This is a genomic window from Pseudomonas sp. Z18(2022) (assembly GCF_036346535.1).
Classification (GTDB): Bacteria; Pseudomonadota; Gammaproteobacteria; order Pseudomonadales; family Pseudomonadaceae; genus Aquipseudomonas; species Aquipseudomonas yamanorum_A.
The window spans coordinates 36,061-60,853 of the sequence record NZ_JAOTOA010000016.1; the positions used below are offsets into that span (position 1 = coordinate 36,061).

Genomic DNA, 24,793 nt, shown 5'->3' on the forward strand with positions numbered 1-24,793 from the left:
CTACCCCATGTCCGATTTACCCGGCGCCGATTTCCAAGGCACCCACTATTTACTGATCAAAAACACCCTGCCACCGTGGATCAAAGGCGCAGCCCTTGACCGAGCGCGTGCGTTGAAAACCGCCCGCCCGCTCAACGTTGCGCCCACACCCGCGCTCAAAACCGCCATCGCCGAACACTGGCAAAACCAAAGCGCCGTGGACCAGAAATTTCGTGACCTCAACGACGTCCAGGCGTTCGCCGAGCCCCTGCTGAAAAGCGCCCTGGCCCACTACGGCGAGATCGACGTGCGCAACACCTTCCTGCGCCTGTATAGCAAGGCCGAACTGGCCTGGTGGGTGCACGACAGCAGCAACGCGGTGGTCAGCCGCACCGTCTCGCTGCTGGATGCCGCGCTGCATAACTTTGCCGCCAGCGACAGCTTTGTCGACTACGCCTTTCTGTCCGCTGAAGACGCCCGCGGCCAGCGCGACGTGTTGAACCTGCGCCACCGTACCAGCGGCGCCTCACTCACGGCCGACACCTTCAAAACCCTCTGCCGCCAACTGAACATCGGCGCGCGTTATCAGGCGCGACTGCAGGAGGCCCTGGGGTTCAACAATGCCGCGCTGGCGCGCACCGTGCGCGAGGCAACCATCTGCAGTCAGAAAAGCGCCCTGACGGTTGCCGCCCATCTGGCGCTGATCCTTGGCCACGTGAGGCCTGATGCCCACCTGGCGACACTCAAACTGGTCGCCGGCCAGTCGAACGCACACCTGGATGGCCGTCCTCTGGGGGCCTACACCGTACATTTGATGAACAGCGCCCTGAGCGGCATCGTGCTGTTCTGCGCCACCCCCGGCACCGAAACGCCCGTGGGCCGGGTGATCGTCTACGTCCCCGAAGACCCCGAGCACCCGCTCAAGGAATACCCCTCGCCGATTGCCTTCGTCCAGGAACTCACCCGGCAACTACGGGACAGTACCCGCTACCAGCGGTTTTTCAGCCAGTTTGTCGCCCAGGGCGAGCGCGGTCACTTCTTTGCCAACCTCAACGCGCGCCTGAGCAAAGTCCGCTGGCACCAGAAAGCCCCGACCGACCCCGGCCCCACCTGGAAAGACACCCCGGTGAACAACCCCAACCTGCAATTCCGTCTGCAACACATCGCCGACGATTACCAGAACCGCTCCGGTAACCCCGGCGAAAATGACCTGTGGCACTACCAATTTCGCATCACCCTGAACAAGCTCCTGAACGACGCCCGGGAAATCGCCGTGTCCACGGCCCTGGCCGACCGGCATGCGCGCTGGGCATGGTGGGACAACCTGGAAAAAATCCTCTCGGACATCCTCAACGCCGCCTTGCTGGTGGCCACGCCGTTTGTGCCGGTGCTGGGAGAACTGATGCTGGTCTACAGCGCTTATCAGATCGCCGACGAAGTGTTTACGGGCATCGTCGACTGGGCCGAAGGTCAACGGTTAGAGGCGTTCGAACACTTGATGGAGGTGGTCGACAGCGTCCTGCAATTTGCCGCATTCGGCGCGGCGAGCACCCTGGGCCAGGCGGCGCGCCTGAAGCTGTCGCCCTTTGTCGAAGGGCTAAAGCCGGTGACCACCGCCGACGGTCGCACCCGCCTGTGGCACCCCGACCTGACGCCCTACACCTTGAAAAACATCGCGCTGGCAGCGGACGCAAAGCCTGATGCCCGGGGCCTGTACTCCCATCAAGACCAACTGATCCTGCCACTGGACAACCAGCACGTTGAGGTTCGCCAGATCGACGACAACGGCCAACACCGCATCCGGCACCCTGAACGCCCGGACGCCTACCACCCCAAGGTGTCGTTCAACGGTCATGGCGCCTTCGTGCACGAAGCGGAACAGCCCCGTCGTTGGGACAGCACCCTGCTGATGCGCCGCCTCGGGCCAAGCACCCAAGCCTTCAGTGACCTTGAGTTGCAACAGGTACGGCGCATCAGCGCCACCGATGAAGACCAGTTACGTGGCCTGTATGTGTACAACCGTCCGCCCCCGCCATTGCTGGAGGCAACCCTCAAACACCACGAGGCCTATCACACCGCCAAAACCGCCGCTGGCACCTTGCGCACCGGCACGCCGATGCCCGATGACCCGACCTCGGCATGGTTTGAACAGACCGTCACCGAGCTGCCGGGTTGGCCCGAAAATACCGCGTTGCAGGTGTTCGCCCGCGCCGATCTTGCCGGGGGTTCTCGTACCTACACCAAGCCCGGCGCCACACCTTCCGCCACCCTGAAAGTCAGCCTGGGGCAGGTGATGTCCGGCCAACTGCCGGAACGGGTGCTGGGGTTTCTCGACGAAGAGGCCATCCGCACACTGCTGGGTCGCGACGTGCCCCGCGCCGAACGGGTACAAGCCCTGCGCGATCAACTGGCCGACTACGTGCAGACCCAGACCGACGACATCGGGAAGTACGTGCACCAGATCAACCAGCAATCCGCTGACCCGCAGGTGCGCCTGCTGCAACGCCAGTTGCCCGGCCTCGACCCGACGCTGGCGCGCACCGTGCTCGACACCGCCACCCGCACCGAGCGCCAGACCCTGAGTGAACAGCACGTGCCTTTGCGGCTGCTCAACCAGGCTGAGGAATTGCACTTCGTCCAGCACGCCAACCAGGCCTACGCCGGGCTATATCCGTCCTGGCCGCTGACACCAGACACCGAACGCATGGTGCTCAACACCCTGAAACTGCACAGCGATGCCTTCGCCGACCTGCACCTGGAAGTGCGCGAGCAAACCCCGGACGGCCCGTTGCGCTGTGAAGCCGGCCCGGCCGATGCATCGCAGCAACGAATCCTGGTGCGCAAAAACAACCACGGCTACGAGCTGTTCGACCAGGCCCACCAACGCCTGCACACCCTGGACACCCTCTACGAATCGCTGCTGCACGCCGTCACCGTACCGGGCCAAAAACCCGGCCAGGGCGCAGAACTGAAACGCTGGCTGATGGACAAGTTGCACACCCTGGACGAGCGCCGCCGAGTACTCGCGCAACCGCCAATACGCACCACGGCCGACACACAGACCAGCCGTTTACTGCGAGGGCCTGTCGCCAGCCGGCAGGCGGGTACGCCGCAACCGGCGTCAACACCGCACACCCGGGAAGTCCTGCAACTGCTGTTTCCCTCGTTGAGCGAACAACGCGTCGAACAGTTCATCGACAACGTCGACGCCCGGCAGATGCGCAGCGTGCTCAACCTGTTGACCACCGAGAAACAACAGTTGTACCACCGCCTGGAAGTGTGGAAACGCACGGCCACCGCCCACCCGAAAGACAGTCGCGCGTTTCGCCAGGAACGGGCCGCGCGGCACTTGCTCGCAGACAAGCTGTATCGCTGCTGGGAAGACCGCATGGCCGTGCACACCGACCCTTGGGGCAACGTCCAGGGCGGCGCGGAACTGGACCTGCGGGGCCTGCTGCTGCCGGATATGCTGCCGGAACTCACCACCGGCTTTGAGCACGTCACCAGCCTGACCATTGCCGATAACCGCTTCGGCGTGCTCCACGAACATTTCCTCAAGGGCTTCCCATCCCTGCGCGCGCTGGACCTGGGCTACAACGACCTGTCGAGGATGCCCGAGGCCATTGGCGAAATGCGCTTTTTGCGCTACCTCAACCTGCGGGACAACCGCATCATGTTGCCCCCCGCGCAACGTCAGTTCCTGTCCCGCCTGCGTCGCCTGGAGCACCTGCAACTGCAAAACAACCCCTTGGGCATCCCGCCGGACATCTCGCGCATGCCCAACCTGCGCGATCTGCTGCTGAGTCGCACACAGATCACCCTGTGGCCTACGGGCCTGTTTTCCCACCCGCGAAACCGCAGCTTCCTGCTCGACCTGCGAGGCAACGCCATCGAACAAGTGCCCGAGTTTGCGCGCGGCACGCCCCAGGCAGAAACCGTCGCCCGCACCCGCCTGGACCGCAACACCCTCGACCTCGAACACCGCCAGCGCTATGAAAGCTACCGCGTGGCGGCGGGGCTGGACCCCAACCGCACCTACGAACCAAAGGGCGACAGCACCTACTGGCTGGAAGCAATGGACCCGCAACTGCACGAACACCGCAAGACCTTATGGAATGCCCTGGAACAGGAGCACGGCTCACAAGGGTTGTTTGAGGTGCTCAAGTCCCTGGAGCGGGAGGAGTCGGTACAGACCGAAGAAGACCGGGAACGCATAGCGATCAACCGCCCGGAGCTCACCCAGCGGGTGTGGCAACTGATCCTCGCCGCCAGTGTCGACAGCGACCTGCGCGACACGTTGTTCAAGATGTCGAGTTTCCCCGGACTGTGCGCGGATGGCGGTGCACAGATTTTCAATGACATGGGCATCGAAGTCCTCGCCACCGAGGCCCGGCGCTACTCACTGACCGACGAAGAACGAACCGGCAAGTTGGTGACCCTGGCCAAGGGCCGGGCGCACATGAGGCATCTGGGCGAGGTCATTCAAGAGGACATCGCCTGGCGCCTGAGGCCGGTGACCGAGGGCGGCCTGGGCCAGCGCCTGCGTTCCGATATGCGGGATGGCGAGCCGGGCGAAGTCGATGAAGTGGAAATCTACCTGGCCTACCAGACCTCCCTGGCGCAGAAGCTGGATTTGCCCTGGCTGTCGGACCACATGCTTTATCGCCTGACCGCCGACGTGCCCCAGGCACGCATCGACGAGGCGTACCAGACCGTGCTGGAAATGGCCGAAGGTGATGGGTTGGTGAACCAGATGCTGCTTGAGCCCTACTGGGAACAGTACCTGCGCGACAGCCATGACGGTGAGTATCGGGACAACGAGCAACGCTGCACCGAGCAGTTTTTAAAGCTGGATGAACTGCAGGACACACAACACCAGTGGGCGCGCGCTCAGGACCCGGCGCAAAAAGAGTTGCTGAGCCAATCGCTCAAGCCCCTCGCCGAAGCACTGGGGGTGCCTGAACGTGTGGTATTTTCCCGCCAGCCAATGTCTGACGATCTCTACAACAGACTGCTCAACGACCTGGGCTACAAAGAGAAGGAATGGATGAGGCGCCTGACGCGCGAAGCGCTGGCCAGGGCCACGGGGCTGAGCAACCGCGAGGCAGTGGCGTCCACCCGGCTCTGACCTGCTCCATGTGCCAAACCTGCTCCATGTGGCGAGGGGGCTTGTCCCCCGTTGGGCTGCGAAGCGGCCCCAAAAACGGGAGTGCTGCGCACTCCAACGGGGGACAAGCCCCCTCACCACAAAAGCTCCCTCTCCACTTAGCGCCCTCACCACAAGGGCTGATCACCGTAATCCGTTATCAGGGCCGCAACGCATCAAACACCAGTTGCACACTGCCGTAATACTCCCCCGCCAGGTACCCGCCCTCCGGCTCTACGGCAGTGATCACCAGCGGCACCCGCAACCCCACCCGTGCCTGCTCTTCTGCCACTACCGTGGCCTCCGTCAGGCCAAGCTCCTGCCCGTTGAAGCTCACATTCAGCGCAATTGAATCGAACCCGTTGAACAACGAAGGCAACGCCCCCAAACGCGCCGTGACCCCACCGGAGATGTTCTTCACATCGAAGTTTTCCCGTAACGGTGCCAGGGTCCGGGTGACCGTGTTCCAGTGCATGCGCTGGTCGCGTTCAAGGAACCCCGGATTGACCGGCAGTACATAAAAATCATTGCCGGGAATCTGGATCGACACGTCAAACGTGTGCTCTTCACGCACCGCAAAGGCCTCGGAGCACACCAATCCCAGCATCGCCAACAGCATCCCCGCCATGAGCCACTTGAACATCCTCGGATTACTGCTCATCAGCCTTCGACCTCATGAATTTTTTGCCCGCTGCCTTCCACCAGGTTGAAGCGGTACACCCGGCCCGGCTCCTTGTCGAAGGTAAACGCCCGCCCCGGCAGTACATGGTTCTTGGTCACCGGCCGGCAGTCCTGGGGGCTGGCGGCCGAACAGTCCTTGAACTCATCGACCACCACCACGCTGTTGCCACGGTTACTCAACACATACCGATTGGCGTTGTCTTCGATACGCGATTCATAACGGGTGTTTTTGGGGCGCACGAAAAAGACCGTGCCATAGCCCGCCAGCACGTTGACCCCGGCCGACAGGGACGCCCGGTAGGCGTCGCGATCTTCGGCAGACACGGCAAACTCGTCTTCTTTCTCCGGCACCACCGGCACGAACCGCACCCGGAAGTAACGCTCCTGGTCACGCTCGCCCATAAACAACAAGCGGCTGCCCTGCATGCCGTTGGACGGCACGATCAGACGGGCCGGGCTGGCCATCAGGCCGTCGCGGGCATTGCCGTCGGCCTGGCTTTTGAGGGGCACTTCTTCGGCGCTGCCATCGGCGTTGTAGAGGATTTCCATGATGTTGATCTTGACGAAGGCGGTGCTGTCGCCACCGTTGAACACCCGTTTCAAATAGGTGCTTTTATCACCGTCCAGGTAGTCGTAGACCACGCCCACGTTGATGTTCGGCCCGGCAACCGCCAGGGGCATGAACACACCAAAACCAATCGCTGCCAATAAAGTTTTCATAACCATTTACCTGTTGAATTGAATGCTCGCCCTAGACTTCCGAATCCCAGATCACTGTGGCCGTGCCCGCATAGCGATCAGGCGCCCCCGCCTGAAACAGCGGGGCAACCTCACTGGAGGGGATTTCGAAATGCAAGGTGCCAGGCCGGCGTTCCACGTACTGGGTCGGGTTGAACAACCGGGTGGCCATCCAGCAACAAGGGCTGCCGGTTGACCCGTTGACCCGTTTCATCAGCAATCCCCCAGGGCAGGCTGACGGCAATGTTCAACGGCACCATTTCACCCGACGCGGCTTGCAGGCCGCACGTGTTGCCCATGGGGAACTGGCACTCCAGCTGCATCTTGAAACGCCCCGACGACCAAATGTTGAACGTCTGGTCACGGAACAGCCGCGTGGGCCGACGGCCCTGTTGCACCCACGCTTGCCAGCCCCCCTGGGGGATCAGTTCGATACGGTTGCCACCCGGCGGAATGTCGACCTTGAGGATGTGGGTCACGTCCAGCGTGAAGTTGAAAATGAATGACGTCTCGGCCGTCTCCATGTTGTCACCGAAGTCAAAATCCTTGCCCGGCCCCATGGAGTATTTGATGCTGCCAGTGTAGGTGCCGGCGGTCATGCCCAACGGGTTGGGTGTTCTCAGGGCATAGGCGTATTCCAGGGTGCTATACCAGAACTGGGAAACTTCCTGGCCCGGTTGTCGGCTGCACACACCCGCGCCCTCCGGCACCAGCCAGAAAAACAACGCAAAGGTGGTAGAGGCCGCAATATATCCCGTGCTCTCGCAAGGGCTGGGGGCAACGCGCCATTGGCTGTCCCACGTCACCCCGGGCGCCCACCAGGCGGAGGCGCCAGGCCGGGCATCCCAACGGTGGCCGATGCCGGCAATGCGCATCTGCACGGTACTGGTTTCGCCGGTCTCGGTGTGAGTCACCTGCAAGTCCCGCCATTCGGAGGGCACCCGCCACATCGCGCCTTGCCGAGGGTCCTTGGGGTTGGGGTAAAGGGGACCCTTGGACATTGCATAAAAATCGGTGCGGATGGTGAAAATATTCAACTGCTTGCACCGGGCCGGAATATGCCAGGGGCACACCCCACTCTCGGGCGTCGTGTTCCTGAATTCGTTTTTCATCGGATTGGTCGGGTCCGGAACGAACTCGGCAGTAATGTCCTGGACCAGCGCCTGCGCGCCCCCCGCCAGCAGCATGCAGAACGCACCTGCGAACAGTCTCTGTGTCTTTTTGATCATGCTCTAGACTTCCGAATCCCAAATCACAGTGGCGGTACCCGAGTAACGATCAGGTGCCCCCGGCAAAAACATCGGTTCCATCGTGCTGGCCGGGATTTCAAAATGCAGGGTTCCCGGTCGGCGCTCCAGGTAATACGTGGGGCTGAACACACGGGTACCGCTGCCATCGAGCAGCAAGGGGCGCCGGTCGACCTTCTGGCCGGTTTCATCGCCCACCCCGAAGGGCAGGCTGACGGCGATATTCAACGGCACGGTCTCACCCGAAGGCGCTTGCAGGCCGCAGGTATTGCCCACGGGGAACTGACATTGCAGCTCCATCTTGAAACGCCCGGACGACCACATATTGAACGTCTGGTCGCGGAACAAACGCGTAGGTCGACGGCCCTGTTGTACCCAGGATTGCCAGCCGCCCTGGGGGACCAGTTCGATACGGTTGGCGCCGGGTGGAATCTCGACCTTGAGATGGTGTTGCACGTCCAGGGTGAAATTGAGGAGGAGTTCGCTGTCGTTGGGCAGCATGACGTCGCCCAGGTCGAAGTCTTTTCCCGGCCCGACCGAATACGTGACGGCCCCCTTGTATTCACCTATCGACATGCCCAGTGGGTTGGGTGTGATCAGCTCGTAGGCAAAGTCCAGGTAGTCGTAGGTCATCCACGGAATATTGAAACGGGCCTGCTTGGCGCAGTCTCCGACAACCGGCGTTAACCAGAAAAACTGATAGTAGTTGCCCGAATAGGCTCCGAGCGGGGAAGAGCGGCAGGGCGCTGGAGCGCTCACCCACCTTGACCCCCACAACAGCTGGTGAGCTTGCAATGCCGTTACACCACCGCCGACAAGGTCAACAACCGGGTCGGTGATGTACCGTGAACCAATCCCGGAAATTCGCACCTGGAGCGTCTCTGTCTCCCCGGTCGCAGTGTGGGTCACCATCAATTCACGCCACTGGGCCGGGACACTGAACATGGCACCCTGCCGGGGTGATGTGTGCAAGGGCTCAATCGGCCCGCTGGAATCAAACCGCAGCGGCACACGCAAACTGAAACTTTTGATGGCCGCACACTGCACGGGATAGGACGCGCAGAAACCAGTGTTCGGCGTTTTGTTTTCAAAGGTATTGAAATTGGGCCTCGCGGGGTCCGGCTTGAACTCGGCACGAATCGCCACTTCCGCCGCCTGGGCTGGCAGCGTTGCCCCACCCAACAAGCCAGCGAGCACCAGGCTCGCAACCTTGTACTTGAGCAGTTGGCTTAAGGCATCAGCGAACAGCCCGGTTTTTTTGTTTGGCATGATTAGACTTCCGAATCCCAAATTACAGTGGCGGTACCCGAGTAACGATCAGGCGCCCCCGGCAACAACATCGGTTCCATCGCGCTGGCCGGGATTTCAAAATGCAGGGCGCCAGGTCGGCGCTCCAGGTAATACGTGGGGCCGAACACACGGGTACCGCTGCCATCGAGCAGCAAGGGCCGTCGGTCGACCTTCTGGCCGGTTTCATCGCCCAGCCCGAAGGGCAGGCTGACGGCGACATTCAACGGCACGGTCTCACCCGAAGGCGCTTGCAGGCCGCAGGTATTGCCCACGGGGAACTGGCAATGCAACTCCATCTTGAAACGCCCGGACGACCAGATATTGAAGGTCTGGTCACGGAACAGACGCGTGGGCCGGCGCCCCTGGCTCAGCCACGCTTGCCAGCCGCCCTGGGGCACCAGCTCGACCTTGTTGCCGCCGGGCGGCAATTCGATCTTGAGCAGATGCTGCACATCCAGGGTGAAGTTCAGGGTCAGCTCGCTGTCGCTGGGTAGCATGATGTCGCCCAGGTCGAAGTCTTTTCCCGGGCCGACGGTATACGTCAGGCTGCCTGTGTATTCTCCGGTGGACATCCCTAATGGGTTGGGCGTGACCAGCTCATAGGCAAAGCTCACCCTCTCATAACTCAACGAGGCAAGATTGAACCGCGCCTGCCGGGCACACACCGCCTCCACCGGCGTCAGCCAGAAATAGGTGAAGCTGAAATTCCCCCTCGAACCATTTGAGAGCAGCCGGCAGGGGGGCGCCGCACTTGTCGTCCAGTTTGACCCGGTCCACAACATGTCGTGAGCCTGAAAGTCCGACACGCCACCGCCAACAAGATTGACAACGTCGTCCGGCAAACGAACCGTTGAACCAAACCCGGAAATACGCACGCGAACGGTTTCAGTCGCACCGGTTTCGCTGCGCACGACGGTCAAATCACGCCACTGGGCCGGAACATTCAACATTGCTCCCTGCCGGGGTGACGGGTGAAAAGCAGCAATGGCAGCAGAAGACGTGAATACCAGCGACGGCGCCAAACTGAACATTCCCGCCAACTCGCACGCAAGAATGTTTACGGAGCAATAACCCGTTGAGGGCGTTTTGTTTTCAAAAATATTCAGATGAGGCTTGGCAGGGTCTGGCTTGAACTCAGCGCGGATCTCCATTACCGCCGCCGCGACCGGCAGTGCAAGGCCGCCCAGTACACTGCCCATAAGACAGAGAAATACCAGGTTCACCTCACCACATGGTTTGTTCATGGCAATCACTTAACCCGCCCTCGCTGTGTTCGGGGAGGTCTCGGCCAACGTGTCCGGCGTGCAACGCAAGTCCCCGATCATCAACACATTGTTTTCACTGCGGGCACTGGCCGTGTCCAGACGGAACTGGCACAGCAACTGGTTGCCATGGCGCACTTCCAGAGTCGGCGAGCCGGCGTTCATTTCCATCGAGAAGAACCCGTCCACTTCACTGACCCCGCGGCTGGCGTGGTTGATGATGTGGTGCCCCTTGAGCGGCTGGCCCTGGGGGTCGATCAGCCGACCGAGCACCGTCACGGTGCGCATCACGTTGACCTTGCGGTAGTCCACCCCGCCCTTGTTCATGTGATACGCAATGCGGGGCGGCTGGATGGTCGCGGCCGGCCCGTGGTTGCCGTGAAAATCGAAGCTTACCGAGCTGTTCTTGTAGGCCGTGAGCGGGATGAAGTTGCGGCCCGGCTTGAGCACGGTGTCGCCACCGGTGAGGTCGTCGGCGTGGAGGACGATATCGTCGACGTCGGACTCGACATCAATGATCATCCCCGCGCCGCGCCCGTGGTGCTGGCTGGTAAGGACCATCTTTTGTCCGCCCACGGCGAAGGTGTTGTCCAGGTTGAGGCCACCGGTGAGGTTGCCGTTGAACGAGGAGCGCTGGAAAAACCCATCACCGTACAGGCCGTCAGTCTGGAAGCTGGCCATGCCCGACAACCCAGCGCCATACACATCGGCCAGGGCCGTGGCAGACACGCTTTGCAGGAAGTGGCCTTGCAGGTCACGACGGTAGGTCAGCGAACCGTTGTTGTCGCGCCCTCCCTCGCGGGCGGTGCGGGTGCCGATACTGCCCGACCAGTACTCACCCGGCCCCCCGAGGGCCAGGCTCATGCTGAAGTCCACACCACGATTGCGCTGGCTGCCACTGCTGAAACTGCCGGGGCGGTCAAACAGCGACAGGCGCCAGTTGGCATCGCTGCCAAACAAAAAGGTGCGCTGGTTCCACCCCAGGTCCACGCCGACGCCCTCGGTGTTACCCGTGCTGTGGGACACCCGGGTACTCAGGGAATTCTTGGCGTCAAGGCGATGGTTGAGGGACAGCGAGGAGTTGCTGGTCTGCCCGGTAAAGGTTCGGGCATGACGAATGCGGGTGCCGTCGGGCAGGGTGTCATAGCTGTCGCGGGTGTCCAGCCAACTGCGGGTGTGGTTGAACACGATGCTGCCGGAACGGTAAGCGTAGAGTCCGTTGAGGTCGACACCGGTGCCGTAGGTTTCGGTCTGGTAGATGTTGGCGTACAGGCTGGCGGTTTCGGCCAGGCTCCAGTCGATGGAGGTGCCCAGTTGCAGCGTGTCCTGCACCTGGCGCCCCGACAAGCCGAGAATCACCCGGGGATGGGCCAGGTAATTGATCGACGCACCGGCGGTCAACTGGTCGCCGGACTGGCGTTCCCAGTTACTGAGCAACCCGCTTTCACGCCCGGCAAACAGGTTGTAGCGCCAGCGCTCATCGTGGTTGCGCCAGTTGTTAGGCTTGTACACCAGCTCCGAGGTGGTGCTGGTGACGATGCCATCCTCCAGCAGGCGCACTTCCACCTCGTAAATGCCGCCGGGCAACGAGCGGGTGTCGAGGCTCTGCAAACCCGCCGCCACCTGCTGGGTATTGATCAACAGGCCGTTGCGGTAAATCTCCACCGAACCCTGGCGGTTGGCGGTGACATAGACAGGGTAGACACTGGGCTTTGGGTTGTTGACCGCCAGGCTGTCGGAGCTGCCATACATCACGCCGATGGTGGTGTCGGGAGCAGAACCGAACGTACGGATCTGGCGGGTAAGGCCTTCGGAACTGGGGGTGAAATAGCCCAGGCGGAAAAAATTACCCTCCAGCTCACGCTGGGTGTAGAGCTCGTACACAGAGTGGTACAGCTTGTTTTCGTCGGGGCCGCCGAGGCGCGAGAACTGCATGTTCAGCGCCTGGCTCCAGTTGCCCAGGCTGCTGCTGGCCTCCAGGCCATAACGCCCGCCCAACGCCTCGCCCTGGCCACCGTTGAGGTTCAACTGGTTACGTACGATCAGGCCATGGCTGCCATCGGCGGGCAAGTCGTAGTAGCGGCGAGCTTCAATTTCACGCTCGGCGCTTTCAGTGAGCAAAGAAACCAGCGAGTTTTCCAGGTTGTAGTGCACCGCCAGCAAGCCCTCCGGGCAGTTGCGCTCACAGGCACCCAGTGCCACACCCTGCTTGAGGTAAGCGTCCCAGGTATCGTGCTGGTGGGGTTTTAATGAACTTTCCTGATGGTCGGTAAAATTCAGCAAGGTCAGGCGATCGTCTCGAGACAGGACAACCATCGCCTCACCAATAAAATGTTGGTCCAGTTCCACCCGTACTGCCAGGGGCACGTCAAAGAAGTGTTCTTCAAAGTCTGCCGGCAAGCCTTTGGCTTGAGCCAACAAACTTCTGGGTGTTGTACCGCCGGGAGCGGCCCATGCACTTGCGCACATCAATAAGGCAAGCGCTGCCGCGATGGGAGTCATCGGGAACATGAAAGAAATACTCAACTTTCTAACGACCAGATCAATAAAGACCGATCGACCGGAAAGTGCCCTGTCGATCGGAAAAGGCTAAGAAGCAACGCGCTTTCTTAGTTACCCGTTATGGCGCCGGTGGTACCCGCGGAACACTGTCGAACACCACGACCATGCTGGTGGTGAACAGGCCGTTTTGGGTGTCTGCAGGTTTGGCAGGCGTGATCACCATGTCGGCCTGGGTGCCAGGAGTCGACGATGCATCATCGACCACTTGCTTCGACGTACCGTCCAGCGTAACGCCGTTGAAGGTGGTGGTCAGCGCGATTGCACTGCTGCCATTGGACAGCGATGCCGGGCCGCCTTCGATGTACGCCGCGATGTGGCCATCGGTGTTTTTCACATCGTAGACAGCGCGCAAGGTGTTCAAATTGCCCGTGATGGTGTTGTAGTCCATGGTTTCCGCCACACCGAAGTTCGGATCGCGAGGCTGGGCATGGAACTGCTTGGTGGGGATGTTTGCAGAGATGTTGATGGTGCTGGTGGCTTCGCCCGCAGCAAAGACACTGCCGACACCCAGCAGCGAGACGGCCAGGGAAGCGGCGATTACCGATGTTTTGAACATGTTAAGTACCTGTAGAGTTTCAGTTGATAACGATTGAGCCGCCAGAAGAGGCCGTTCAACGCTGCAACAGTATCTACAACAACTTGGAGAAGTTAAGCAGGGCACTTCCGACAAACTTGTAGCCAACTAAGCCAATCGACAAGCTGAAAAAACCCGGATTTTTTATAACGCCTGTCATCAGCCGTAAGAACCAGACTACATGACAGATTTTTTATGAGCTGAATTAACTGTAAGACGAATACTACACAAGGCTCTAATTAACACTTATTAACTTTTATTAGAGCTTTAGTTCTACATTAGTCCAACTAGGTATAGTCCAGTTGGTGGACCTTTTCCGGTTTTAGTTCCAAATTTTTGTGACGTAACCCTCGACCGTTCGTCCGGTCAGCTTGCCCGCCAACAAAGATATATCTTAAGTTGTATCTAAACCAAACGAGAGCACACAGAAATGAGAGACCATCATTCCCACCGCGAGGGCCGCGACGGCTTCGAAAAACGCCCGGGCCGCGAACGCGGCGGCCGCGGCCCACGGGTCTTCGCCCCCGGCGACCTGAAATTGCTGCTGCTGGCGCTGATCGCCGAACAGCCGTGCCACGGCTACGACCTGATCCGCCAGATCGAAGGCCTGTTCGACGGCGCCTACAGCCCCAGCCCCGGCGTGATCTACCCGACCCTGACGTTCCTTGAAGAAAGCGAACTGGTCACCGGCGACGCCGAGGGCGGAAAAAAACGCTACACAATCACCGACGCCGGACGTCTTTCCTTAAGTGAGCAAGCCATTGCCCTGGAAGGCGTACGCATGCGTATCGACGTGAGCAAGCGCTCCCTGCGCGGCCACGACCGCCCCGCCGAAATTCACGAGGCGGTGCACAACCTGCGCCATGCGCTGCAGTTGCACCACGGACGCTGGAGCCCGGAAGAAATCGTCCGGGTGGCCGCCCTACTCAACACCACGGCCCAGGCCATCGTCGACGGCCCGGCTGTTCAACCCGTACCGGAGCAAGCCCAATGACTGAACCCAACAAACTCGAAATCCACCGCGTCATGCACGAGATCAAACGCCGCCGCCTGGAGGTGCTGAAGGTGGTCGATATCACCCCGCGCATGCGCCGCATCACCGTGGGCGGCCCCGAGTTGACGGGGTTTGTGAGCCTGGGCAGCGACGATCACATCAAGCTGCTGTTCCCGCAGAACGCCGCCGAAGTGGCGGCGCTGGAGAGCCCGACGTTCAGTATCAAGGATGCCGAGGACCTCGCCATGCGCGACTACACCCCGCGTCGCATCGACCTGGCGAACAACGAGCTGGACATCGACTTCGTGCTGCACGGCGACGGCCCTGCGTCCACCTGGGCCGATCAGGTTCAAGTCGGCCAGCGCCTGTACATCGGCGGGCCACGGGGCTCGTTGATCGTGCCGGATATCTTCGACAGCTACCTGCTGATCGGCGATGAAACCGCACTGCCCGCCATCGGCCGTCGTCTGGACGAATTGCCGGCCGGGCGCATGGTGTTGGCCGTGGTTGAAATCGCGAATGCGGCGGAACAGCAGACACTGAACAGTGCTGCCGATGTGGAAGTGATCTGGGTAATACGCGGCCAGGATGACTTGGTGGAAACAGTGCGTAACCTGACCCTGCCGAGCGGTTCGCTGTACAGCTTCGTCGCCACCGAAGCCAAGCTGTCACGCCAGGTACGGCGGGTGCTGCTGGACACGCACCAGATCAATGAAGACGCGCTCAAGGCCGTGGGTTACTGGCGCGCCGACGGCAGCGACGAATAACCTGTGGCGAGGGAGCTTGCTCCCGTTGGGCTGCGCAGCAGCCCCAAAAGCTTAGGGCCGCTACGCGCCCCAACGGGAGCAAGCTCCCTCGCCACATTAACCGCGTGGTCTGGCCAGAAATTTATCCAGCCCCACCACGGCCAACGCCACCAGCACGAACCCCGCCAGAATCCCCCCGGCATTGATAAACACCTGTGGATAACCCAGCGTGTCCACATCAATGAACGGGTACTGATACAGCCCCCACACATACCCGCGCAACAACGCATAGGCGAAGTACACCAGCGGGTAAATCACCCACAGCCCGATGTGCCTGAGCCGCAGGCTGCCCTTGGGCACGCACCACCACCAATACGCCACGAACACCAGCGGCATCACGTCGTGCAGCAACTCGTCCGCCACAAACTGCACGCCCGCAGGCGCCCACATATGCCGTAGCAACAGGCTGTAGGCGAGGCTGACCACGACGATGCTCACGGCAATCCCACTGCTCACCACGGGCCCGAGAAAAAACCGGCTCGCCGCGGTTTGGCGTTGCACCCAGGCATGGGTCAACACCACCGCCACCAGGGTGTTGGTGAGCACGGTGAAGAAGCTGAAAAAATTCACCAGGCCTGGCAACAGGCTGGCGCCGTCGACCCAGCGGAAATAGAAAATGATGTACTGCTGCAGCGCCAGGCCAGCCCAACCGCCGAGGGCTGCCAGGCCGATAAGGTGACGTTTCACCTCAGTCCTCAACCGGCCGTTTGGTGCGCATCAACTTCACGTACAAGCCTTCGACCTTCTCCCGTGCCCACGGGGTCTTGCGCAGGAACGACAGGCTCGACTTGATGCTTGGGTCACTGGAAAAACAGCGGATGTTGATGCGCTCGGCCAGCCCTTCCCATTGGTAATGCGCCACCAGTGCGGTGAGGACCTGTTCTAGGGTGACGCCGTGCAGTGGGTCTTTGTTTGTCGCGGTCATGCCGGGCCTTTTGCAAAAAAGAAGAAAACGAAGCCGCGCACCTTAGCGGACGGGCCGGGCCGGTGGAAGCACCGCTTTAACTGTAGACGCATAAACCTGTAGGAGCCGGCTTGCCGACGATGACGGTCTGGAGCCCTGCAGCGCTCACGGGAACGCCATCGCCGGCAAGCCGGCTCCTACAGGGTTTTCGGGAAAGTTCCCCTTGGCAGGGAAAAAAGTGATGTTATATTGTAACGATAACTATCAAAGGGTATCGAATCCCTTACCGTCTTCAGCCTTCTCTTTTTTGCCGTTTGCCAAGGAACGACCGATGTCCCTCTCTTCTCTCTGGCGCCTCACCCCGCTGGCCGCCGCCCTGTTGATCACCTCCCAGGCCAACGCCCTGGAGCTGCAACCCCAAGTCATCACCGGCAACCCGTTGGGCAGCGAAACCCTCGCCTCGCCCACCACTGTGCTGGAAGGCGATGACCTGACCCTGCAACAAAAAGGCAGCCTGGGTGAAACCCTGAACAAGCAGCCCGGCGTGTCTTCGTCGTACTTCGGCCCGGGTGCCAGCCGGCCGATCATTCGTGGCCAGGATGGCGACCGCATTCGCCTCCTGCGCAACGGCGTCGGCGCGCTGGACGCTTCGTCGCTGTCCTATGACCACGCCGTGCCGCTGGACCCGGTCAACGTCGACCGCATCGAAATCGTGCGCGGCCCGGCCGCCCTGCTGTATGGCGGCAGCGCCATCGGCGGCGTGGTCAACACCTTCGACAACCGCATCCCCACCGAAGCCATCGAAGGCATCCACGGTGCCGGTGAGTTGCGCTACGGCGGCGCCGACACCACCCGCAGCAGTGCAGGCAAACTGGAAGCCGGCAACGGCACCTTCGCCCTGCACCTGGACGCCAGCGCGCGGGAATTCAACGACCTGAAAATCCCCGGTTTTGCCCGCAGCCGCCACGCACCGGAAAGTGAAGACGGTGAAGGTAAGAACGGGCGCCTGGGCAACAGCAACGGGCGCCAGGACGGCGGCGCGGTCGGCGGCTCCTACACCTGGGACGACGGTTACGCCGGGCTGTCCTACAGCAACTACGACAGCAACTACGGCTCCCCGGCCGAGCAGGACGTGCGCATCCGCATGAAGCAGGATCACTACGCCTTTGCGTCCGAGATCCGTAACCTGCAAGGCCCGTTCACCTCGGTCAAACTCGACGCCGGCTACACCGACTACAAGCACATGGAAATCGAAGGCGGCGAGACCGGCACCACCTTCAAGAACAAGGGCTACGAAGCCCGGGTTGAAGCACGGCACCTGCCAATCGGGCCGTTCAACGGCGTGATGGGCGCGCAGGTCAGCCGCAACGAATTCTCGGCCCTGGGTGAAGAAGCCTTCGTGCCGCAGACCGACACCAATGCCGGCGCGCTGTTTATCCTCGAAGAAATGCAGGCCACCGAGCGCCTCAAGCTGAGCCTCGGCGGGCGCCTGGAACACACCAACGTCGACCCGGACGGCAAAGGCAACGAGCGCTTCGCCAATGCCAACAAGTCCGCCGACTTCACCGCCGGCAGCCTGTCGTCCGGCGCGGTGTATACGCTGACGCCGATCTGGTCCCTGGCCGCCACCCTCGGCTACACCGAACGCGCCCCGACGTTCTACGAGCTGTATGCCAACGGCGCCCACGTCGCCACCGGCACCTACGAACTGGGGGATGCCAACCTGTCGAAGGAAAAAGCCGTGTCCAGCGACCTGGCACTGCGCTTTGACAATGGCACCCACAAGGGCAGCTTCGGGGTGTTCTACAGCCACTTCTCCAACTACATCGGCCTGCTGGGCAGCGGTCGGACCTTGAATGACGAAGGCGAGGAAGACGCCGGCGGCATCCCTGAGTACAAATACTCCGGCGTGCGCGCGCGTTTCGCAGGGTTTGAAGCCCAGGACCACATCAAGCTGGGAGAAGGCGCCTACGGCAAGTTCGCGCTGGAGCTGTCGGGTGATTACACCCGCGCTACCAACCTGGACACGGGTGAAGCGTTGCCACGGATTGCGCCGTTGCGTTTGAACAGCGGCTTGTTGTGGGAGCTGGATCGCTGGCAGGCGCGGATTGATGTGGAGCATGCGGCGGGCCAGGGCCGGGTGCCGGATAACGAAAGCGGCACCGACGGCTACACCACCTTGGGTGCCAGCGCCGGCTACCGCTTCAATGTGGGTGGCAGCCAGTGGCTGGCGTTTGTGAACGGCGAGAACCTGACGAACCAGACCGTGCGGTATGCCAGTTCGATCCTGCGGGACATTGCCCCCGCGCCGGGGCGGAGTGTGCAGGTGGGTCTGCGTACCACCTTTTAAAAGCTGATTGAAACCTCTGTGGCGAGGGAGCTTGCTCCCGCTGGAGTGCGTAGCGCTCCCACTATTTTGGGGCCGCTGCGCAGCCCAGCGGGAGCAAGCTCCCTCGCCACAATAAGCACCTTTGCTACAGTCGCGGTGCTAACGCTTAGCTAGTACCGTGCATCCACCGGCTTGCCACCCTTGGGCCAATCCTTAACCTTGTCCGGGAAATCCGGGCGAGGTTGTTGGGAGAAGTACGCCGCCACATCCACCGCCTCCTGATCCGACAAACCACCCTGCCCCAACGGGAATTTCTCGTGGAAGCCGATCGGCATATTGCGTTTGACGAACGCCGCCGCGGTATACAACCGCGCCATCCCCGCCCCGATATTGAACGACTGCTCGCCCCACAACGGCGGGTACACCAACTCGCCATCCGCCCGCGTCAAACCCTGGCCATTGTCGCCATGGCACACCGCGCATTGCCTGGCGTACACCTGCTTGCCATTCTCCATGTCCGGCTTGATCGCCGGGTCGACCTTGCCCACTCCGCGCCCCGCCACTTTGTCTTCCGGTTTAGTGTTGTTTTTCATCCAGTCGAAATAAGCCACCATCGCCTGCATATCCGCCGATTCCGGTGGCAATGGCTTGCCGTTCATCGAGCGCCGGAAGCAGCCGTTGATCCGCTCTTCCAGGCTCACCACCTTGCCCGCACGCGGCGCATAGCTGGGAAAAAACGCCGAGACGCCCACAAACGGCGAACCATCTGCCACGGTGCCTGCGTTGAGATGGCAACTGGTGCAGTTCAGCGAGTTGCCAACGTTATTGGGCAGCAGCTCCTTGGTTTGCAGGTGCAAGCGCATGCCGCGTACCACCTGATCAGCATTCGGCGCCGCCAACAATTCAGCCAGGCGCGGGGTTTCAAACGCTGAAGAATCAGTGGTGACCGGGTTGAGCTGGCCGCGCATTTTTTTCACTTGGGCAGCCGTGATGGGCGTGCCTTCGTTGCCCCAACTGCTGCGCACAAAGCTGAGGATTTCAGCGATCTCCTGATCCGCCAGCCGGGCAAACCCGGGCATGGTGTAGACCCGTGGATGGGTTGCCGTCTCAGCGGTTTCCCAACCGGTAAGGGTGATATGCAGCAGTGAGGTCGGGTTGTTCGAAGCGACGCCTGGGTTGCCCGCCAGCCGTGGGAACAAGCCTTTCACCCCGCCCCCGTCGCTGCGGTGGCAGTCGCTGCAAAACTGCATATAACCCAAGCCGCCACGGCTGGTGAACAGGTCCTTGGGCGGCGCGACGGGTTCGTGGGCCACGGCGGGCATCGGCAGGTCGTCCTTGCCCGGTGGCAGGGATTTCAAATAGGTCGCGATGGCCGTCAAGTCGGCATCGGTGAAGTGCTGGGTACTGTGGTGAATCACATCGGCCATGTTGCCGGAGACCGTGGCAAAGCGGTTCTGCCCGGTCTTGAGCAATTGCACGGTGTCGTCCACCGTCCACAGGTTGCGCAGGCTCAGGGCACGCCAGTGTTCGACGGTCTCCCCGGCCAGGTAATGCCGACCGCTGCGGCCGGCATCGCTCAAGGCTTTTTCCTGGAACGCGATGCCACGCGGGGTGTGGCAGGAGCCGCAGTGGCCAAGGCCCTGGACCAGATAGGCGCCACGGTTGAGCACTTCATCCTTTGCGGGGTCAGGCACGAACGCTTGCGTGTCGAGGAACGCAAAATTCCACAACGCCAGGCCCCAGCGCTGGTTGAACGGGAAGCCCATCTCGGCGTCCAGGTTGGGTTTGCTCACCGGCTCCACGCCCTGCATCAGGTAGGCGAACAAGGCGCGCATGTCGCCTTCGCTCATCTTTGCATAGGACGGATACGGCATTGCCGGGTACAGGTTCTGCCCCGCCGGCGTCACGCCTTCACGCATCACCCGGTCGAATTGTTCGAAGGTGTACTGGCCGATGCCGGTGTCGCGATCCGGGGTGATGTTGCTCGAATAAATCGTGCCCATCGGCGTGCTCAGCTCCAGCCCGCCCGCCATGGGCGCGCCTTGCTTGGCGGTGTGGCAGGCGATGCAGTCGCCCAGTTGGGCAACGTATTTGCCCTGTTCGATCAGCGTGGGGTCGGCTTGGTTGGCGTGCAGGGGAAGAGACAGACACAGCATCACCCCCACAAGGCCCAGACGTGACAGGGGAACAATCATCGCACTATTCCTTTAATAACCAGGGCCTGGGGTGGTCCCCTCGGCGCCGGTCTGCAATCGTTTTTATTGGGTCATCAGGCGGATAACCGGGGCATGGTCAGCCCCAGCTTCGTTGTAGCGGATTTTTTGCGGGCGGCCCTTGATGTGGATCAGGCGCGATGTTCTACAGTGGAACTCACGTTGGCTAATTAACGCGGGCATCGATGTCGGCGAGGAGAGCAAGGATGCGTTATTCACCCTTTGTCGCGCGCATTGGCGGCGAGTCCGTCAGTGCCTGGGATATTCACTACACCGCCGCCGAAGCCCAGCATCGCGGCGAAGACGTGATTGTGCTCAGTGTCGGCGACCCGGACTTCGCCACAGACAACGCGATATGCGAAACCGCTGTCGATGCCCTGCGCGCTGGCGACACCCACTACACCCATGTGCTCGGTCGCCCGAAACTGCGGGAGGCTATCGCCGCCAGGCAGAGCCTGCTGCAAGGGGTTGCGGTGCACGCCGACAATATTGCCCTGGTAGCCGGCGCGCAGAATGGCCTGTTTGCGGCCTGCCTGTGCCTGTTCAGCCACGGCGATGAAGTGCTGGTGCCAGCGCCGATGTACCTGACCTACGAAGCCTGTGTCCATGCCTCGGGGGCACGCCTCACAACCGTCGAGCAACCGGCTGCCAACGGCTTTCGCCTGACCCGCACCGCGCTGCAAGCCGCCATTACCGAAAAGACCCGGGGCATCGCCCTCGCCACACCGTGCAACCCCACCGGGAATGTCTACAGCCGCGAAGAGCTGGAAGCCGTTGCCGAAGTGGCACGCGCCTATGACCTGTGGGTGATTTGCGATGAGGTGTACGGCCAGCTCGTCTATGACGAGCAACACCTGAGCATCAGCTCATTGCCCGGCATGGCCGAACGTACGGTGGTGCTCAACAGCCTGTCGAAAAGCCACGCCATGACCGGCTGGCGGGTAGGCTGGGTGGTCGGCCCGCCGACGTTGATCAGCCATCTGGAGAACCTGCTGCTGTGCATGCTTTATGGCTTGCCGGGGTTTATCCAGGCGGCGGCCATCAAGGCACTGGAACTGGATGAAGCCGTGGTCGGCAATGCCCGCACGGTGTATCGGCGCCGGCGTGACCTGGTGGTGAACGAGTTGCGTGCAATCAGTGCGCTGGACTGCCGAGTCCCCCAGGCCGGTATGTTCATGCTCGTGGACGTACGCCGTACCGGGCTTACGGGCCGGGACTTCGCCTGGCAACTGTATCGCCAGACCGGCGTATCGGTGCTGGACGCCCAGGCCTTTGGCCCCAGCGCCGAAGGGTTTGTACGGGTGTCGTTTACCGTCGCCGATGACACGCTCAAGGAAGCTTGCCGACGCATTGCCGGGTTCGTTGAAGGGCTTGGGGCCACTTTACGTGTTCGCCGATAACAGGCATAACACGCCCTTTGCCCCGTTCGAAGGACTGCCATGTCTCAAGGATTGACCTATCGCCAGGCCCACCTGGACGACCTGCACACCCTGTGCGTGCTCGGCCAGCCGCTGAACCGCCTGCACCACCAGGAACGGCCCGATATCTACCGTGACGCCACCGACCAGGTGGAGCGCGACCAGTCCCATTGGCGGCCCTGCCTCACCAGCCGGGTCCAGGCGGTGTTTCTGGCCGAGCGCCAGGGTGCGGGGGTCGGGTTTATCACCGCGCAGATCATCGAGACGGCCAGCCCGTTGCTGCAACCGCTGCGCGTCGCCCGGATCGGCTCGATCTGCGTGCTGGAGGCACAACGTGGCCAGGGCATTGGCCGCGAACTGATGACGCTCGCCGAACGCTGGGCGATCCGCCAGGGCGCCGGGGATCTGCGCCTGACCGTCTGGGCCTTCAACGAACCGGCCCAGCGGCTGTATGAAGAGTTGGGCTATGAAAAGCGCGCCTTCGAAATGGGCAAGCGCCTCGGTTAAATCGATGGACAAGCCGGCCGGCGATCAAGCTGCGACGGGCGTTGGCGTCATTCAGCCGCGATGAGGGCATTGTGCTGCCTTGACCTGATCCCCCTCCCCGCTGAAAATGCGCGACGCTTTTCCCGTCTCCCCGTTTACTGAAGTAGTGAAATTTCAATGTCTGATTCCCGTACCGAAGAATCCGTAGTCGCCTTGCAATCCAAAGCTGAATACGAAAACGCCATCAATCTTTCACAGCACGTGCCGGCGGCCAAGACCATCAGCGAGATGGTGCTGGACGCGTTCCACACCTCCAAGGAAAGCGACCAGATCCGCGAACTGCGCGTGGCCATCCGCCAGGCCCATGACGCTTTCGACGACGACAAGGCCTACGACCTGATGGGCGAGCTCAAGCAGCTCAAGGACGCCGAAGCCGCCGACAACGCAGCCCTCGAAGACCTCAACACCAAGTTCTCCATCAGCCGCATCCTGTCCAGCTTCAAGGACGACCCGCAGTTCCAGGAGCTGGTCTACGGCCTGGCCCTCAAGGTGCTGAACCAGACCCACCAGGCCATCAGCAACCCGAGCGCCGGCAAAGGCAAGGCTTCCCGCCCGAAGAAGGAAGCGGAAGTGTTCGCCATCAGCAAGGACGGCATCAGCGTCACCCTGCCGATGCGTTCGCCGCGCTCCAAGCCGAATGTCGACCGCGAGGCGTTTGAGTTCCTCGGTTTCAGCTTTGTGGGTGAAGGTGACGAGGCGGAACTGGAAGTTGAAACCTTTGTGGATAACTCGGGCGCCGAGCAGCCACTGACGCGTAAAAGCATCATCACCGCGCTGCAGCAGCAGACCGCGTTTGAGGGCTACAGCATCGCCCAGCAGTAACTCGATCTAAATGTGGGAGCGGGCTTGTGTGGGAGCTGGCTTGCCTGCGATAGCATCACCTCGTTGCACCTGACACTGCGAGGTGCCTGCATCGCGGGCAAGCCCAGCTCCCACATTGACCCTGCGCCACCGCAAATTCAGCCTACGACCTGAGCCGCAAACACCTCGCGAAACCGCTGCATCTCCTCAGCGTTGCCCACGGTGACCCGCACCCACTGCGGCCAGTTTTTCCACACGCGCCCAATCTTCACGCCCTGTTCGCCCAGCCGCTCGATGACCTGCTCCGCCGGACGGCGCACGTCAATCATGAAGCAGTTGCTGTGAGACACCGTGCAGGTGAATCCCCGGTTTTTCAGCCAGGCCACCGTCTCATCCCGCAACCGTGTATTCAGCGCCTTGCGCGCAGGTAGCAGTTGCGCATCCGCGAGGCTCGCACGGGCAGCGAGCAAGCTGGCGGCGGCCGGCACGTTATCCCCGCCAAACACCGCCAACTGTTCCAGCAACGCCGGATGACCGATGGCCAGCCCCAGGCGCGCACCGGCCAGGCCGTAGATTTTCGAGAACGTACGCAACACCAGCAAGTCGTCATGGTCCTTGACCCAGGCCACGCAACTGGGCGCGTCACTGAAGTCGATGTAGGCCTCGTCCACCAGCAAAATGCTGCCTTTGGGTTTGTTCGCCAGGGCCTGCTCAATGGCCTTGGCAGGCGTGAGGGTGCCGGTGGGATTGTTCGGGTTGCAGAGGTAGATCAGGCCGGGCTGGCGGTCAACGGCGAGCATTGCCGGAAGGTCGTGGGCATGGTCGGCGGCAAGGTCCACTTCATGCACCCTGGCCTTGCGTGACTCGGCGGCCTGGCGCGGCACTTCGTAGGAAGGCGTGGCCATCACCAGGCTGCGAGTTTCGCTGGTAAACGCCAGCACCGCGTAACGCAACGCGGCCATGGAGCCGGCGAACACCGCCACCTGTTCGTCGGAAATCCCCTGCTGCTGGGCAAATTGTTCGGCCAGCGCGTACATGTCCGGGTACGGATAGCGCCCCGAAACGGCAATGCCGCGCTGCATGGCCTGCCGCGCGGCCGGCGATGGGCCGTAGGGGCTTTCGTTGTAGTTGAGCAGTACCTCGGACGACGCAGCGGCAGGGCTTGCCTCTGCCCAGTCCAGGCGCCCCAGCAACGGCAAGGCCGCGCCCAGTGCGATCAGGGAACGACGACTCACGTTGACCATGAAGACCTCTCCTTGTCGGCTCGCAGCTTCAGGTGCGGGATTCGCCCCCGTTCCTACAA

The 24,793-nt window shown here is 61.7% G+C and carries 18 protein-coding genes; 7 read left to right on the plus strand and 11 right to left on the minus strand.

The genetic code is table 11. The features are described 5' to 3' along the window. The first annotated feature begins 7 nt into the window (after positions 1 to 7). A complete protein-coding gene (locus tag V3W39_RS24950; RefSeq protein WP_330213519.1) occupies positions 8 to 5,107 on the plus strand; it encodes an NEL-type E3 ubiquitin ligase domain-containing protein in 5,100 nt (1,699 codons plus the stop codon). 178 nt (positions 5,108 to 5,285) lie between these two features. Here the strand turns inward: V3W39_RS24950 and V3W39_RS24955 are convergent, their stop codons facing one another. From V3W39_RS24955 to V3W39_RS24985, 7 genes are all read right to left on the minus strand, one after another. Next, positions 5,286 to 5,786 carry a fimbrial protein gene (locus V3W39_RS24955; RefSeq protein WP_259198274.1) on the minus strand — a complete coding sequence of 167 codons (501 nt, stop codon included), beginning with the start codon at positions 5,784 to 5,786 and terminating at the stop codon, positions 5,286 to 5,288. Continuing rightward, entirely contained in the window at positions 5,786 to 6,526 is a 741-nt protein-coding gene (locus V3W39_RS24960; RefSeq protein WP_330213520.1) for a molecular chaperone, read from the minus strand. Before V3W39_RS24960 ends, V3W39_RS24955 begins: the two co-directional genes overlap by 1 nt. Positions 6,527 to 6,636: 110 nt before the next feature. After that, positions 6,637 to 7,773 (minus strand): hypothetical protein, encoded by a 1,137-nt coding sequence (locus V3W39_RS24965; RefSeq protein ID WP_330213521.1) that lies wholly within the window; start codon positions 7,771 to 7,773, stop codon positions 6,637 to 6,639. 3 nt (positions 7,774 to 7,776) lie between these two features. After that, entirely contained in the window at positions 7,777 to 9,060 is a 1,284-nt protein-coding gene (locus tag V3W39_RS24970) for a hypothetical protein (protein ID WP_330213522.1), read from the minus strand. Positions 9,061 to 9,062: 2 nt separating this feature from the next. After that, complete coding sequence (locus V3W39_RS24975) at positions 9,063 to 10,325, minus strand: hypothetical protein (protein WP_330213556.1); 1,263 nt, start codon at positions 10,323 to 10,325, stop codon at positions 9,063 to 9,065. A 9-nt stretch (positions 10,326 to 10,334) separates the two neighbouring features. Continuing rightward, on the minus strand, positions 10,335 to 12,854 hold the full coding sequence (locus V3W39_RS24980; protein WP_330213523.1) for a TcfC E-set like domain-containing protein: 2,520 nt from the start codon (positions 12,852 to 12,854) through the stop codon (positions 10,335 to 10,337). Between the two features lie 109 nt (positions 12,855 to 12,963). Continuing rightward, positions 12,964 to 13,461 (minus strand): CS1 type fimbrial major subunit, encoded by a 498-nt coding sequence (locus V3W39_RS24985; protein WP_330213524.1) that lies wholly within the window; start codon positions 13,459 to 13,461, stop codon positions 12,964 to 12,966. A gap of 448 nt (positions 13,462 to 13,909) precedes the next feature. On the opposite strand from V3W39_RS24985, the gene V3W39_RS24990 reads away from it, so the two are divergent. Further along, positions 13,910 to 14,473 carry a PadR family transcriptional regulator gene (locus V3W39_RS24990; RefSeq protein ID WP_330213525.1) on the plus strand — a complete coding sequence of 188 codons (564 nt, stop codon included), beginning with the start codon at positions 13,910 to 13,912 and terminating at the stop codon, positions 14,471 to 14,473. Continuing rightward, the gene (locus V3W39_RS24995; RefSeq protein ID WP_330213526.1) at positions 14,470 to 15,240 is read left to right on the plus strand and encodes a siderophore-interacting protein; all 771 of its coding nucleotides are present in this window, start codon (positions 14,470 to 14,472) and stop codon (positions 15,238 to 15,240) included. Before V3W39_RS24990 ends, V3W39_RS24995 begins: the two co-directional genes overlap by 4 nt. Positions 15,241 to 15,336: 96 nt before the next feature. On the opposite strand, the gene V3W39_RS25000 is transcribed toward V3W39_RS24995, so the two are convergent. Beyond that, positions 15,337 to 15,966, minus strand: coding sequence for a Pr6Pr family membrane protein (locus V3W39_RS25000; RefSeq protein WP_330213527.1), 630 nt, complete (start codon positions 15,964 to 15,966; stop codon positions 15,337 to 15,339). 1 nt (position 15,967) lies between these two features. After that, entirely contained in the window at positions 15,968 to 16,204 is a 237-nt protein-coding gene (locus V3W39_RS25005; protein WP_003216406.1) for a VF530 family DNA-binding protein, read from the minus strand. 310 nt (positions 16,205 to 16,514) lie between these two features. On the opposite strand from V3W39_RS25005, the gene V3W39_RS25010 reads away from it, so the two are divergent. After that, a complete protein-coding gene (locus V3W39_RS25010) occupies positions 16,515 to 18,533 on the plus strand; it encodes a TonB-dependent receptor (RefSeq protein WP_330213528.1) in 2,019 nt (672 codons plus the stop codon). A 149-nt stretch (positions 18,534 to 18,682) separates the two neighbouring features. Here V3W39_RS25010 and V3W39_RS25015 read toward each other — a convergent pair whose 3' ends face one another. Continuing rightward, a complete protein-coding gene (locus V3W39_RS25015) occupies positions 18,683 to 20,707 on the minus strand; it encodes a c-type cytochrome (RefSeq protein WP_330213529.1) in 2,025 nt (674 codons plus the stop codon). Between the two features lie 224 nt (positions 20,708 to 20,931). Here V3W39_RS25015 and V3W39_RS25020 point away from each other — a divergent pair, with 224 nt between their 5' ends. The 3 genes from V3W39_RS25020 to V3W39_RS25030 all read left to right on the plus strand — a co-directional run bounded on the left by V3W39_RS25020 (position 20,932) and on the right by V3W39_RS25030 (position 23,511). Continuing rightward, the gene (locus tag V3W39_RS25020) at positions 20,932 to 22,125 is read left to right on the plus strand and encodes a pyridoxal phosphate-dependent aminotransferase (RefSeq protein ID WP_330213530.1); all 1,194 of its coding nucleotides are present in this window, start codon (positions 20,932 to 20,934) and stop codon (positions 22,123 to 22,125) included. A gap of 39 nt (positions 22,126 to 22,164) precedes the next feature. Continuing rightward, a complete protein-coding gene (locus V3W39_RS25025; protein WP_177040715.1) occupies positions 22,165 to 22,650 on the plus strand; it encodes a GNAT family N-acetyltransferase in 486 nt (161 codons plus the stop codon). A gap of 156 nt (positions 22,651 to 22,806) precedes the next feature. Continuing rightward, the gene (locus V3W39_RS25030) at positions 22,807 to 23,511 is read left to right on the plus strand and encodes a hypothetical protein (protein WP_177040719.1); all 705 of its coding nucleotides are present in this window, start codon (positions 22,807 to 22,809) and stop codon (positions 23,509 to 23,511) included. Between the two features lie 137 nt (positions 23,512 to 23,648). Here the strand turns inward: V3W39_RS25030 and ptaA are convergent, their stop codons facing one another. Further along, positions 23,649 to 24,734 carry a pyoverdine biosynthesis transaminase PtaA gene (gene ptaA, locus V3W39_RS25035; protein ID WP_330213531.1) on the minus strand — a complete coding sequence of 362 codons (1,086 nt, stop codon included), beginning with the start codon at positions 24,732 to 24,734 and terminating at the stop codon, positions 23,649 to 23,651. Positions 24,735 to 24,793 lie beyond the last annotated feature (59 nt).